Origin of the sequence: Bradyrhizobium sp. CCGB12, from assembly GCF_024199845.1 — a bacterium.
GTDB lineage: Bacteria > Pseudomonadota > Alphaproteobacteria > Rhizobiales > Xanthobacteraceae > Bradyrhizobium.
Genome location: NZ_JANADO010000001.1, coordinates 5,790,150 through 5,803,909, shown reverse-complemented (window position 1 = coordinate 5,803,909; position 13,760 = coordinate 5,790,150). Strand labels below are relative to the sequence as shown.

The 13,760-nt window shown below is 57.0% G+C and carries 10 protein-coding genes and 2 pseudogenes; 11 read left to right on the top strand and 1 reads right to left on the bottom strand.

The window, feature by feature from the left end; all coding sequences use genetic code 11:
- Positions 1–13: 13 nt before the first annotated feature.
- Positions 14–208 (top strand): annotated as a pseudogene (locus NLM27_RS26580) (hypothetical protein); the annotation flags it as partial.
- 206 nt (positions 209–414) lie between these two features.
- On the opposite strand, the gene NLM27_RS26575 reads toward NLM27_RS26580, so the two are convergent.
- Positions 415–648: a hypothetical protein gene (locus NLM27_RS26575; protein WP_254146108.1), complete on the bottom strand. Its 234-nt coding sequence runs from the start codon at positions 646–648 to the stop codon at positions 415–417.
- Between the two features lie 212 nt (positions 649–860).
- Between NLM27_RS26575 and NLM27_RS26570 the strand changes: the two genes are divergently transcribed.
- The 10 genes and pseudogenes from NLM27_RS26570 to NLM27_RS26525 all read left to right on the top strand — a co-directional run bounded on the left by NLM27_RS26570 (position 861) and on the right by NLM27_RS26525 (position 13,735).
- On the top strand, positions 861–1,100 hold the full coding sequence (locus NLM27_RS26570; protein WP_254146107.1) for a hypothetical protein: 240 nt from the start codon (positions 861–863) through the stop codon (positions 1,098–1,100).
- Positions 1,101–1,116: 16 nt separating this feature from the next.
- Positions 1,117–1,752 (top strand): annotated as a pseudogene (locus NLM27_RS26565) (O-antigen ligase family protein); the annotation flags it as partial.
- Between the two features lie 1,268 nt (positions 1,753–3,020).
- Complete coding sequence (locus NLM27_RS43840) at positions 3,021–4,091, top strand: glycosyltransferase (RefSeq protein ID WP_254146105.1); 1,071 nt, start codon at positions 3,021–3,023, stop codon at positions 4,089–4,091.
- Between the two features lie 141 nt (positions 4,092–4,232).
- Entirely contained in the window at positions 4,233–5,276 is a 1,044-nt protein-coding gene (galE, locus tag NLM27_RS26555) for a UDP-glucose 4-epimerase GalE (RefSeq protein WP_254146104.1), read from the top strand.
- 20 nt (positions 5,277–5,296) lie between these two features.
- Entirely contained in the window at positions 5,297–7,354 is a 2,058-nt protein-coding gene (locus NLM27_RS26550) for an HAD family hydrolase (protein ID WP_254146103.1), read from the top strand.
- 92 nt (positions 7,355–7,446) lie between these two features.
- Positions 7,447–8,760, top strand: a complete 1,314-nt coding sequence (locus NLM27_RS26545) for a hypothetical protein (RefSeq protein ID WP_254146102.1) — start codon at positions 7,447–7,449, stop codon at positions 8,758–8,760.
- Entirely contained in the window at positions 8,757–9,977 is a 1,221-nt protein-coding gene (locus NLM27_RS26540) for a glycosyltransferase (RefSeq protein ID WP_254146101.1), read from the top strand. Before NLM27_RS26545 ends, NLM27_RS26540 begins: the two co-directional genes overlap by 4 nt.
- A 20-nt stretch (positions 9,978–9,997) precedes the next feature.
- A complete protein-coding gene (locus NLM27_RS26535) occupies positions 9,998–10,795 on the top strand; it encodes an ABC transporter permease (protein WP_254146100.1) in 798 nt (265 codons plus the stop codon).
- Complete coding sequence (locus NLM27_RS26530) at positions 10,785–12,197, top strand: ABC transporter ATP-binding protein (protein ID WP_254146099.1); 1,413 nt, start codon at positions 10,785–10,787, stop codon at positions 12,195–12,197. Before NLM27_RS26535 ends, NLM27_RS26530 begins: the two co-directional genes overlap by 11 nt.
- 74 nt (positions 12,198–12,271) lie before the next feature.
- Positions 12,272–13,735, top strand: coding sequence for a methyltransferase domain-containing protein (locus tag NLM27_RS26525; RefSeq protein WP_254146098.1), 1,464 nt, complete (start codon positions 12,272–12,274; stop codon positions 13,733–13,735).
- Positions 13,736–13,760 lie beyond the last annotated feature (25 nt).

Below are 13,760 nucleotides of genomic sequence, written 5' to 3'. Positions count from 1 at the left end.
TTTGGTACTTCTCATGTTCGACTCCGAAACCACAGCCCTCTTGCGTGCAGTTCTAAATGAAGTTTGCAAAGAACTCTCGGCTCGGGAGACTGGCACCCGAACGCACGTAGCTTCGAGAATCCTTGAAGCCGCGTCCCGAGGAGAGACGTCCGTTGAGGTCCTCAAGCAAATTGGTCAGACAGCGTTGACCAGCGCTCCGACGATGTGGCCCAAAGGCTCCCGCTGCGATAATCCGGCAGCGGTGGGTGGGGCGGCGAGCTCACAGGAAACCAATATGGATTGAGGGGCCCGATCTTTAGGGGATCTGATATGAAAAGGCCCAACCACCGCAGCACTAATTGACGAGAGATCAGTCTATTGGAGGCCTGCAAGCCAGTAGGGGCGACCGCATCGGGTGGTGAAGCGAACCTCTACTTACCTGAAGGTCATAGGTTCAAATCCTATCCCCGCAACCAACGCTCCCCTAGACTCTAGGGGTTCAGCCGCCCTCTCGGAAATCCTGAGCAGGGCGGCGAGTTGGCCGTAAATCTCGATCGTCACGGGTTTGTACCGGATGCGCGTGATCGATTTCAGCATCGTGATCCTGGCTGCGGCCCTTCCGTAGTTTAGGTCCGCCACAACCATCTTGGCAATCCCCGTATTGCTCATGGTCCTGATCACGTACGGTCCGCTCGCGTTGACTAAAGATTGGACGCGACCTGCCTACGCGCTTCCGGTCGCGCTCTTCGGAATTGCGGCAATCGGGGTGACCTGGGCCCATGAGGTGCCGTGGTCGGACCGATTGCATGCGTTAGAAGGTCGCAAAATTGCTCTGAGTGCTACCGCTCGCCCTTCATTTTCGAAGTTCGGGTTGCGCGCGGATGGTGTTCGTGACCTATGTTGCTTTGGGTCTGCTGGCATTCTCGTTTGTTTTGTTCACCTCGCCCAAAGTCTTCCATCTGATCGGAGTGAGGGAGGAAGGAGTTCCGGTCAAGAACTATATCGACCAAAGTCAGGGATTCGTTCTCATCGCGGTGGTCTTGCTGGGGCTTGCCGCGGAGTCTCTCCGTAACGGACTGCGAATCAAGGCGCTTCTTCTTTGCGTAGCGTCGTCTTGCTAATCTCGCGTTCGTCAACGTCGCGCGCACCGCTTTGATCTACTTGCCGATAATGTTGACGTTGCTTGCATTGCGCTATGTTCGAGGATGGTCGTTGTTTGCCTTCTTCGCGGGGATCGGCGCGCTAACGGCCGGACTGCTGGCGACGTCACCGAATCTGCAAACGAAGACGACTCGTCTGTTCAAGGAAATCGACAGCTATCGCGCGAACGCTGTGTTCACCGCTGACGGCTATCGCGCCGGAGGCGCCGAGCGTCTAGAGTTTTGGCGCAAGTCGATCGGATTCGTGCGTTCCGCACCGGCTCTCGGGCGCGGGACCGGATCGACCAGAAGCCTGTTCGCTGCAGCGGCGGCGGGACATGATGGCCTGACGGGCTTGGTAGTTGACAACCCGCATAATCAAACGCTTGCCGTCGCTATCCAATGCGGAATGCTTGGCGGCGGGATTCTTTTTGGAATGTCGGGGGCTCATCTCTGGCTGTACCGTGCAGGGATGATGGGGCCGAACGGGAATTTCCTGGCGTGGATCGGCTTTGTTGCCGTCGTTGAGAACATTGCGAGCTCGGTCTTCAACTCTCACCTATTCGAGTTTTATCAAGGCTGGCTGCACGTGTTTGTCGTTGGCATTCTCAGCGGGCAGCTGCAGCGGGAGTGACCGATGAGCTGCGCAAGGCTGCTTCGGCGTCGCCCACCAGATGGGCGGGGATGAGATTAGTATCGCTTCCGAGCATGCCTTCGTTTCGCCTCGGCGGCGAAACGTGCTTCGGACGCATGTTGGAGGTCGGCGCCGACGAGCCAGGCACCGGCCAAGCGGCTGAGCGTGTCATTCCCCAAGAAATCATATTGTGAGAGATCGACGAAGCAAAGGAATGCGCTACGACCGGATTGGGCCCGCCGACCAGAGCAGTTCTTCTGCGCTGCAATGAACGACGAGAAGCAGAAGTGTGTGTGTCTGGTGGGCGCCGGCTGGCGGCTGCGTTAGCGACCGTTCATGGGTTGCACGTTTCCGGCTGACCCTGAACTACCATGACATCGTCGACGACGAGATTGTCGCAATCGTGAAAGCCCCTGCGCCCATGCGGTCGCATGAAATCGTGAGCGGCCTCGCCCGGAGCGGCATCACGATCGCCGCGGCGGGTGTATCGGCGCCGGATGGCGATCAATTAGGAGGGAGGTCGTGAGATTCCACGGCAAGGGTTATTGGGGCGCCGCTAGGCCGTGGAAGCCGAAAGGGTACGAGCCGACAACAGTGGGGCCACTTGAAATGACAATAGGCTGCGCAAGCGCGGTTTATTCTCCCACTGTTGCTATAGCCTTCGCCGAAGCCGATATCGTTAGCTCTCTGATTCGACACTCTGGGCTGACCGAGACGGCAGCGCGCGGGCGTTTGTACGAAGCGCTCAAATCTGACGCGGAAATGACACACTCCGATATGAGCGGCGATTGTTCGTATTTCACGTACCGTCCTCGTCAGAGCATTCCTTAGCGAACGGATTTATATGGAGATCGTGTCGGAATCTCCGCGAAGGAAACGCAATGACAGGGCAGCTATCCGAACTGGCCTTGCACGAGGCCTAAAGCGAGCCCAAGACCCGAGACCCCCCGTAAGCTGGCGCTCCAGGTGAGTGCCGGTCGATGCAGAGTTGAATTACGTCCTCGTAGAGCGCTCTAACGCAGGATTTGCGCGCCAAAACCGGTTCGCCGCATCAATTACGATAAGAGAATCGTTATAGTCGCAACATATTATTTGAAGTGTTTGCACGGGGCGGTGCGGGGGTGAATCCGATTTGTTTAATCGCGAGCAGCGAGGAATTTCTTTTTAGGCATTTTTCTCCCGCGATCGAGGCATCAAGAGCCACAAAGGCAGAAGTCATTACCATCATCCCCGAGCCACGGAGTGGCGACAGAAGCCGGATCGATGGGGTGAAGACCATTTCTAGCCCCACTATCCGGGCTCATAATTCGCCTCAATCGATCGTCGGCGAAGCGCTGTGGTTTGCAGCTACGCTCCGCAAGGTGAATCCGTCCGTGGTCGTCGTTTATTCCTTGCGGATGTGCCTTATCCTTACGCTCGTTCAGTGCTTCGTTCGGTCCTGCGAATTCGTATACGTCGTGACCGGCGTCGGACTTCTCGGCATCTCCGAATCCCTCAAGGCACGGCTAACGCGCCGGCTGGTCTTTGGGATATTGAGTCTTGCCTCGCGCAAAAGATCTCACTTCATCTTTGAGAACAGTTCGGACGGTCTTCTTGACTGGATTGCCGCGTATGGTCACAAAACCTCTGTTTTTATGGGTGCTGGCGTCGACCCGGACGAGTTCAGGATGACTGAACTCCCAACAATGCCACCATTCCGCTTCGCTACCGTTTCTCGCCTGATTTGGTCCAAGGGCATCGATCTCGCCGTTGATGCGATTTCGGCGCTCGCTCAGGAGGGGCATCCGGTAGAGCTGCACATTTACGGCGTTCCAGACCTTGCCAACCCGCACCCGATCAACCCCGCGATCTGGAGCGGACGTGTCGGGATTCACTATCATGGCTTCTCCGATCAGGTCGCAAACGTATGGCGAGAAGCTCACGCGGGCATCTTTACCAGCAGGGGGGGCGAAGGCCTTCCGCGGGCCCTACTGGAAGCCTCAGCCTGCGGCCGAGCGTCAATCGTCACCGCGGTGCCCGGATGTCGAGACTTCATCAGAGACGGTTTGGAGGGTTACGTCGTTCCAACAGACTCCGGTCTCGCTCTGAAGGATGCGATCATTCGGCTGATCAATTCTCCAAACGACATTCTGACCTTTGGAAAGGCGGCGCGCGCGCTCGTCTGCGCCACGAGCACGAACAAGATCATCCAAGCGAAGTATGAGCAGATCTTCCACTCTCTACTTGATGGTGGGCGGCCCGTGAAAAGTTACTCAGACAACCTGGGCACCGGACGTCGTCCTGTTTTGTGCGATCCGAACGACGCGATGACGTCGCGCCGGACGAGGCCGCCAAGCTGAACTAGGGCACATGAAACCGATATCCATTTCCTGAATGCGACCGCGAGTTCGGCAATTGGCACGACGTGTATCAAATTGCGAAGTAGGGCCATGCGTCAGTTGGATCCTCATGGCAGAAAGCGACCGATAGGTGCTGTTTCAATGATTATGGTCACGGGCGGGGCCGGTTATATTGGCTCTCATGTCTGCATCGCATTACTCGACGCCGGGTTCGATGTTGTCGTCGTCGATAATCTGTCGAACAGCAAACGAACTTCGCTGGATCGTGTCCAAGCGATTTGCGGGAAGTCAATTTCGTTCAAGGAGGCCGACCTTCGCGACGAGGAGGCTATTCTCCGCATTTTAAGAGAATTCGATGCGACGGCGGTCGTGCATCTAGCGGGTCTCAAAGCCGTCGGCGAATCCCATGATAATCCCATCGGTTACTACGACAACAACTTCGTCGGGACGCTCCGGCTCGTGTCCGCGATGAAGACTGCTAGCGTCAAAAAGCTCATTTTCAGTTCGTCGGCCACCGTCTATGGGAGCCCCTCATACTTGCCGATCGACGAAGACCACTCCCTTGCCCCGACCAATCCTTACGGTCGGACGAAATACTTCATCGAGGAAATGCTGCGGGACCTTCACGGGTCCGACAACGATTGGTCGATCGCGATTCTTCGCTATTTCAATCCCGTCGGCGCTCACGAAAGCGGCCGCATTGGCGAGGATCCTTCGGGCATTCCCAACAACTTGTTGCCGTTGGTGGCGCAGGTCGCTATCGGAAAGCGAAAACAACTCGTCGTTTTGGGGAACGACTATCCAACGCATGACGGGACCGGGATACGCGACTTCATTCATGTCGTTGACCTCGCGTCGGGTCATTTGAGTGCTCTCAACCACTTAACAGGTGCGGGCATTCTGACTGCAAATCTCGGCACCGGAAGGGGCACTAGCGTCCTCGAGATCGTCCAGGCGTTCGAGTCCGCAAGCGGCTCTGCCGTGCCCCACACCATAGGTGATCGGCGCGCCGGAGATGTCGCAGCATGCTACGCCGATCCCACCCTTGCGGCCGATTTGCTCGGATGGAAATCGACGAAGACGCTGGCCCAAATGTGTGCCGACCATTGGCGGTGGCAATCGAACAATCCAAACGGATATCACCCACCGAGACGCCCCACCGGTGAACGAGACGCGCCGACTTAGCGCTGTAGGGAAGTGTCGATTTGTCCAAGTTCAAGCTCAGAAGCATCGACGTTTGGGACACGCTTCTCCGGCGCACGTGTCACCCCGAAGCGATCAAGTTGCAACTGGCCAGACATGCGTCTCTCCGGCTTCGAGAGAGGCTGTACAAGCCAGCGGGTAGCCATTGGGTTCTTTACCGTGAACGCTTGGCCGTCGAGCAAGAGATCGGGTTGAGGTCTGCTGAGAGCGGATTCGACGACGAGTACGATCTGATCCACGTGCTGAGGAGATGGCTGTTTCGGATTGCGGACCTCAAGAGCGACGATGAAGTGCAGAAACTCGCGCACGAGTTTTCGGAGTTCGAGTTGGCGTGCGAGGAGGAGTGCTCATATGTCGACCCAGGCATCCTCAGCTTCCTAACCGGATATCCTGCTGAAAAAACGATATATCTATCCGACTTCTATATGCCGTCGGAGATGCTGGACCGTCTGCTTCATTCCAAAGGTCTGAGACCCCTGGTCCGGAATGGCTTCGTTTCCTGCGACATCCGCAAGAGCAAGCGTTCAGGTCGCTTGTTCGGTCACGTCCATCAATCGCTTGACGTTGCTCCGGAGCAGCATGTCCACATCGGTGACAGCGCGTATTCCGACGTGGAAATCCCCGGGGCGCTCGGCATTGCAGCCGTCCACTTCGTTCCGGAATGGGCCGCGGAGGCCCGCAGGATCCAGCACATCGCTTTCGGCTCCCGTGAGGCGCTTTTCGAGCAAATTGCCATCCGGGCAGAGGAAGCTGCGCGCGAGCTCACCGCGGCGGAGCCTGCCGAGCGTTCCGCTGCTTTTCGCGCAGGTGTCCGGGCGGCTCCCTTGTTCTTGGGCTTTTGCCTCTTCGTGGCCGAGCGCGCCATCCGCGACAAAGTCGACAGTCTGTTTTTCCTATCCCAAGAAGGAGACTTTCTCCACCGGGTCTTTGCTGCGTTGTTTCCCAAAAGGACCTTGGCCGGACTGCCCCTCCCGGATTCCAGAGCTTTGGGTGTCAGCAGAGTATCGACGTTCTTACCGTCGTTCCCTGAGCCGATCGGGCATAAGCATCTCAAGCTCGTCTGGAGCCTTCACTGGCAACAACGTGTCTCGACGCTGTTCAGGGTCTGTGGCCTTGAGGCGGGGGAGTTCGGGGATTTGCTGGCGAACCTGGGGCTGAAGGAAGACGAGCTCATCATCCATCCGGAGAGCGACCCTCGGATTCTTCGCTTGATTGAGGCTCCTCCCTTCCGGGAGGCTACGTCACGCCAGTACGGCAAGCGGCGAGAGCGGCTCGATCGCTATCTGGACCAACAGGGGCTTGGCCGAAGGGGAAAAATCGCGTTCGTCGACGTCGGCTGGCGCGGGACGATCCAGGACAATCTCGCCCGGATGCGTCCCGACGTGGAGTTCACAGGTTATTATCTGGGGCTCAGGAAGTTTCTCAACCCCCAACCTCCCAACGTCGAAAAGCACGCCTATGGGATCGATGAACGGCGTGGGAACGCCTTCGCGTTGCTGGATTCATTTGAGCCGCTCGAGGTGATTTGCAGTTCCATGAGCGGGAGTACAGAGGACTATCGCGAAGAGGGCGATGTCATGGTTCCCGTCAAATCGATTCATCCGAAGGCGACGCTTTACGACTTTCCCCGCGACTTCCAGGACGGTGTCGTATTCGCGACTCGGGAATGGCGCCCGTCGTTGGCAAACTACGCCGTTTCTTCGGATGAGCTCCGAGAGCTCAGTGTGCGGCTTTGGACGCATATTTCGCAATCCCCGCCGGCGGGATTGGTTAGGACATTTCTCGAGGTGCCTCAGCACGACGTATTTGGCTTCGGTGGACACTTCGATCGCGGCCGAGTGCCGTCGGTCATGGAGATGCTGTTTGGCTTATTCAACCGACGCTATCGGAACCACGTCATCCTCTATTTGCGACGCACGCAGTGGGAACCGAGCATCGTGCAGCATCCCGGGATGTCGAGGCCGCATCGAATGATGGCCAGTACACTGTTCCGTTTGGCGAGGCTCTACAAACGAGGAAGAGTCGCATCCGAGCGAACCCGATTGCGTCGAGGTCGCTGAATGTCGCCACGATCGAAAATGCGATCCGGCAACCTGCATCGATGTAGTCAGGGGACAGCGCATCGTGGCCTTGGCCGTCGCAGGAGGCGCCAATGCTGACGAACCGACTTCGCACGGCGGCCGCCGAGTACGAGCGTCGAAGGAGGACTGACCTTCCCTTTCAGGACCTCGCTTGGTCCCTCTACGTCTTTCTCTTGCGGTTGGACGCCGCCATCTCCAGCGCGGACGCCGACCATGTGCTGTTCCTCTCCCGGGAAGGAAAGCCACTGAAAGAAATGTTCGACGCACACAGAAAGTCGTCGGGTGCACGCACCTCCACCGAAGTTCAGACGCACTATTTCCGTGTCTCTCGCAAGTCGACCTTCTTGCTTTCTTGCGGACCGTTGGAAGGCGAGCAGTTTGCGAATTTGTTCCGTCAATATCGGAGAATTTCGCTTGCGGATTTCCTCCGGAGTCTTTCGTTGGACGATGCCATCGACGGCATTGCCGATAACTTGCGCAAGTCGAGGGATCGCCTTGAGGAGACATTGGACGATCTTCCGACCTCACCCGAGTTCGCTGCACTCATGAAGTCCGAGCGTTTCGCTGAGGCCTATGCGGCGGCGCGCACAGAGGGCGGGTCGGCATTCTCCAGGTATCTTTCCGACATCTTCCGCCGGCCACTTCCGAGGCGCTTGTACGTCGTCGACGTGGGCTGGAAAGGAACCATTCAAGATAACCTTTTTTTGTGGTTCGAACGCTGGGCGGGTGGTGTCGACGTGATCGGACATTACTTTGGCCTCGCCGCGCCCGGTCACGTCCACCCACGAAACAAAAAACATGGGCTGCTGTTCTCGCATCTCGACCGCTCAACGCCTTCCTTCCCGATTTTCAACGAGAACAGATCGCTCTTCGAGATCATGCTTCCTGCTGATCATGGCGCACCGAGCCGATATACGCTCGATGCGAACGGCAATTACGCAATCATATACGACGAGTTCGTTGAACGGCAGTTGATCGAGAAGATCGTTTCTCCAGTAGCCCAAGGGGTCATGTCGAGTGTCGAACGCATTCGCGATTTGCACACCGAGATGGGTCTTACGACGACGGAAGTTATGGCGTTGACGCTCCAGTTCCACAAGCGTCTAGTGTTTCGTCCAACTTCGGCCGAACTCGATTGGATCGCTTCTATTTGGCATTTCGAGAATTTCGGCGTGTTCGAGCAGTCGAGGCTAATGGTCAAGAATGATACGAACCCTCTCGATCGCATCCGGTTCACTTTGGATTTGCTCAGACACCGCAGGCTGACGGAAGAGGGCTTCTGGCCTTATCTGACAATTCGTCGACGTGCCGTTCCTGGAGCCGCGTTCTTGTATGGTCGCTACCGGATGTGGCAGGCGCTTCTTGCGGGGAGCTTCTCCGGATGAGGATTTGCTTCCTGGTTGGTTCGCTGGCCATCAGCGGCGGCACCTACGTTATCTTCCAACACGCCGCACATCTGGTCACCAGCGGCCATGATGTCTTGATCGCGGCTCAGGAACCGTTCACCCCTGAAACCATCTCATGGCATGATGTCGCTGGAAAGTTGACCTGCGTCGGTCTCCAAGAGGCAAGCAAGCACGAGTACGATCTGGTGATCGCCACCTGGTGGAAGACAGCCTTGGAGTTGCCACGCTTCAACGCCGGGAGATTCGGATACTTCGTCCAATCGATCGAGTCCAGGTTCTATCCGAAGACCGAAGGGCCACTCCGTCGCCTGATCGATGCGACATATGGATTGCCGCTCAATTTCGTTACCGAAGCGGGGTGGATCAGGGACCGTCTTGCAACAGACTCGGGGCGAGACGCCGCTCTCGTCCGCAACGGCATTCGAAAGGACATTTATTCTGAGGCCATCTCACCTATCGAGGAACGCGTAGAAGGATCTTCAAGGGTGCTGGTCGAAGGCCATTTCCGCGTTCCATTCAAGAATACGGCCCGTGCCATATCCTTGGCGAAGGGAGCGGGAGCGAAAGACATTTGGCTCCTCACCGGAACCCCTGTCCGCTGGATCCCGGGCGTTCGGCGCGTCTTCTCGAAAGTCCCGATCAACGTTGCGGCTCGAGTCTATCGATCATGCGACGTGTTGGTGAAGCTAAGCACGGTAGAAGGTATGTTCGGGCCTCCTTTGGAGATGTTCCACTGCGGAGGGACTGCGGTAGTCCTCAACGTAACCGGCCATGAGGAATACATTCGTCACGGCGAGAATGCGATCGTCATTGCCGATCAAGACGAAGCGAGGATTCAGGCAGCCATCACCACGTTGCTTCGCGACAGGTCTCTCCTGAACACCCTTACGAAAGGCGCAAGGGACACGGCATCGCAGTGGCCCTCGTGGGCGGAATCCTCCGCTCGGTTCGAACGCTGGATCGTGTCGTTAAACGACGTCGAAGCGACTGATCGCTCGTCGGTTGCCGATCAGGTGAGGGCTGCATTCGAGACTTACGAGCGTGATGAGCGGGAGCGCCTGGCAGCGGACCCTTCGATCCGGAGGGGCTATTGGGTCGACAATATAACTCGCCGCCTTCCTCGCAGCGCCCTCTCATGCCTAGAGAATATCAACGCCGTACTTGAACTGAACCTGTTGTCCCGACCCATCCGATGACCGTTCGAAAGTGTGTTTCGATGTTCTACGATTTTCTCTTCGATCATTATTCGCGTGCGACTATCAAGTTGCTTGCTGATCGGGAAATTCGATCGCGCATCGTAGGCACCTATCTCGGGCTTGGTCACTACGTCGTTGTGCCGCTCCTGATGCTCCTGATCTACTCGTTCGTCTTCAGTCAGATCTTCACGATGAGTTGGCCGGGGGCGATCGGGCGCTATTCCGATTTCGTCCTTCGTGTTTTCATCGGCCTCATCATCTTTCAGTTCGCCGCCGAGTTGTTCAATCGTGCACCTAGCTTGGTATTGGAAAATCCGGCTTACATAAAGAAGGTGGTGTTTCCGCTGGAGACCCTGGTTCCGATCGCGATCACGGTGGCGTTGTTTGCGGCCATCGTGTCGTTTGGAGTTTTCCTACTTGGCCACGTGATCATTGTTGGGCTGCCGTCAGCCGCAATCTTCTGGATGCCGATTATTCTGCTTCCACTTATTTTGCTGACGGCCGGGCTGGGGTGGGCTCTCGCCGCCTTGGGAGTGTTTCTTCGTGACCTGCGCCAGCTAGTTGGGGTACTTGTCTCGCTGCTCACGTTCCTATCTCCGATTTTCTACCCGCTTTCTGCAGTGCCGCCAGCGTTCCGCGCTGTCATCGCGCTGAACCCGCTGACGCAAATCATCGAGATGACAAGGTCGGCCATTTTTGATCATCAATCGCCCTCGTTCCTTCCGCTTCTGCTACTTTACGCGGGGACCGCTGCGGTGGCGCAGATTGGCTACTGGGGCTTCATGCGTACGAAGAAAGCGTTTGCCGATGTCGTCTAACATCAAGTCGAGCCCGCTCGACGGCACGGACACCGCAATTCGCGTGCGGAACGTCACGAAGCGTTATCTTTCATTCGCGCGCCCTGTAGATCGTCTCAAGCAGATGATCTGGCGAGATCGGCAATTTTATCAAGAAATCACTGTTCTGCAGAACGTAAGCTTTGAAATCGCCGAAGGACAGACCGTCGGCGTGATCGGACGGAATGGTGCGGGCAAGTCAACACTGTTGCAGATATTGGCTGGAACGCTAACTCCATCAGAGGGCGACGTTCAGGTAAAGGGCCGCGTGGCGCCGCTCATCGAACTCGGTGCTGGCTTCAACCCGGAGTTCACGGGTCACGACAACATCATGGTGTACGGCCAGTTACTCGGGATGGACCGTACGGAGATCGACCGAAAGTACGATGATATCGTCCGCTTCGCGGACATCGGATCCTATATCGAACGCCCGGTAAAAACCTACTCGAGTGGCATGTATGCCCGGTTGGCCTTTGCGGTGGCCATCCATGTCGATCCAAAAATCCTCATTGTCGACGAAATCCTCGCCGTCGGCGATGCGCCGTTTCAGCAGAAGTGCCTGAATCGCTTCTACGAGATCAAGGAGGCAGGCTGTACGATCTTGCTTGTCGCGCATGACGGATATCTCGTGAGGTCAATGTGCGACCGGGCTGTCTACCTCAAGAACGGGCAACTCGCAGCGTTCGGCTCCGCGTCGGAGGTCACCGGCCAGTATCTGGAGGATATCCAGCCTTCGGATGATTCAGTCGTCCCTCGAAATGCGGAGGAAAATTCCGCGCGGAGTTCGGCGCCGTCCACAACGTCAGCGCCGGAAGGTGCCGACGGCATCGGTTCTGATGGACCGGCCGCGCCCAGCGAACCAGTTGAACAGCCGCATGGGAAATTGTTCGAAATCACCGACGTCTCCCTGCATACCAAAGACGGAACGCTTGTCGAAACGGTGCACTCGCACGATACGGTGAAGCTAACGATGCGCTTCCGAGCCACGACCGACACGCAGGTAGATGGGATCAGCTTCGTATTCAATCTCTATCGACATGACGGTCTCTACATTTGTGGAACCACCACTTTAATGGAGGGGATGAGTCCACACCGAAGCGGCAGGGAAGGATGTGTCACTGTCACATTTCCAAATTTGCCGCTTCTGGCGGGCAAGTACATGTGGCGTGTTGCGATCAACGACCGCGGCGGGGTCCTCGTTCATGCCGATGCGAAGGGGATCTGCCCCTTCCGCGTGATCGATAGCTTCCGCTCGGTTGGACTGATTGATCTGGATCGCACTTGGGACGTTACGATTGATGGCGCGATTGGCGTAGAGACGCACCAAGAACATGAGCTTCAGAGCCGCCAAGAGCGACTAACTATGGAGTGTATCGGCTCGTGATGGAAAGACTAGGCCTTTCAAAGGACGTACCATACAGTGCAATTGAGGCGTCGATTCACATCGCGCGGTATTTGTTGGCCAAACAGCACGTGGTCCGCAAACGCGTTCTCGATATCGCGTGTGGCGAGGGCTACGGCTCATTCTTCATGAAGTCCTGGGGTGCGTCCTCGGTGCACGGCATTGATCTATCCACCGAAGCGGTCACGGCCGCGCAATCCCAGTTCGCTGCGCCTGGGATCAGTTTCGATCAATTTGACGCCACCCGCATTGATGAGAAGTTCTCCGCCGGGGAGTTTGACGTCATCGTCTCGCTCGAAACCATCGAGCACGTGAATGATCCGGAGGCGTATCTCACTGCGCTCAAGAAGGTGGCCAAGCCGAACGCCGTTTTCGTCATCTCCTGTCCCAACGACCACTGGTATTATCCAGACTCGTCATCAGGAAATCCCTATCATAAGCGGAAATATTCGATCGGTGAATTTCAGGCCCTGACCTCCAGGGTGCTCGGTCCAGAAGTACAATGGCTGATCGGCAGCGCAATGATCGGGTTCGGAACGGTGCGAGTGCCGTCCCGCTCGAGTTCCACGCTTGTGCAGGTTGAGATGGTTGAAGGGACCGAAGCTGGGCACGCTGCCATCGTGCCGGGCAAGCCGGGCGAGGAATTCGGACCTAGGACGTGCAGCTATTTCGTCGGTATATGGGGAGCACAAGGTGCTCAACCTCAGTCGACGGCCGCGTTTCCGATCTCCATGGACAGTTACGCGGTGATGATGGGCGCCGAAGACCGGATTGGCGTGCTTCAATCGGAGTTGGATCAACGGACCGACGAACTGCGAAGACAAATCGAGATGGTCAAAGAAGCAGGCTCGGACATCGCTGCACTGCGCTTGCAGTTGGAGGCAACTATCCGCCAACGGGATGAACAGCTTGCAGAGCTTCGGATTGAACGTGATCGATATCGCATAAAGAGCGTTGCTTTGCAGCGCGAGATCGAAATTCTCGGCGAGAAAGTGCAGGAGGGGAAGTCGGAGCTAACAACTTGCCGGGTCCAACATCAGGTGGACGTTGGTCGACTGGAGAAAGCGATCGCGGATGCACATGCCAGTTTCGAGCTTGTCGACGAGCAATTGCAGCAGCGGGTGTCCGAACTTGATGTCGCGCGCTCTCAGTCGGTGGAGCTTCTGACGGATCGTGATCGCTACCGCATCAAAAACCTCGCATTGCAGCGGGAGTCGGAAATCGTGGTGGAGCGCTTGCAAGTCGCAACGTCAAGATTGGCCACGACAGAGTCGCGTTATCAAGCAGATGTCCAGAAGATGGCGATGGACGCCCATCAATTGCGAGAGATGCTGTCCAACACCCAGGCAGAACGTGAGAGCTACATTGCTCAAGTCGCGAGCCTTGAGCGGGAGCTTGAGGCCACGAGCCGACGCACGCCCAAGGGACTCATTCGCCGTGCGGCTCGCGGCGCGAAGCCCATGATCCCGAAGGCCGCAATGCCGCTCCTTATCGGTGCCGCGAAACGTCTCAAATTTTAAGAATTGCATCACGGTTAGGCGGATG

Coding starts and splice junctions, on each gene's coding strand:
- NLM27_RS26575 (WP_254146108.1), bottom strand. CDS start 648: ATGAGCAATACGGGGATTGCCAAGATGGTTGTGGCGGACCTAAACTAC.
- NLM27_RS26570 (WP_254146107.1), top strand. CDS start 861: ATGGTGTTCGTGACCTATGTTGCTTTGGGTCTGCTGGCATTCTCGTTT.
- galE (WP_254146104.1), top strand. CDS start 4,233: ATGATTATGGTCACGGGCGGGGCCGGTTATATTGGCTCTCATGTCTGC.
- NLM27_RS26545 (WP_254146102.1), top strand. CDS start 7,447: ATGCTGACGAACCGACTTCGCACGGCGGCCGCCGAGTACGAGCGTCGA.
- NLM27_RS26540 (WP_254146101.1), top strand. CDS start 8,757: ATGAGGATTTGCTTCCTGGTTGGTTCGCTGGCCATCAGCGGCGGCACC.
- NLM27_RS26535 (WP_254146100.1), top strand. CDS start 9,998: ATGTTCTACGATTTTCTCTTCGATCATTATTCGCGTGCGACTATCAAG.
- NLM27_RS26530 (WP_254146099.1), top strand. CDS start 10,785: ATGTCGTCTAACATCAAGTCGAGCCCGCTCGACGGCACGGACACCGCA.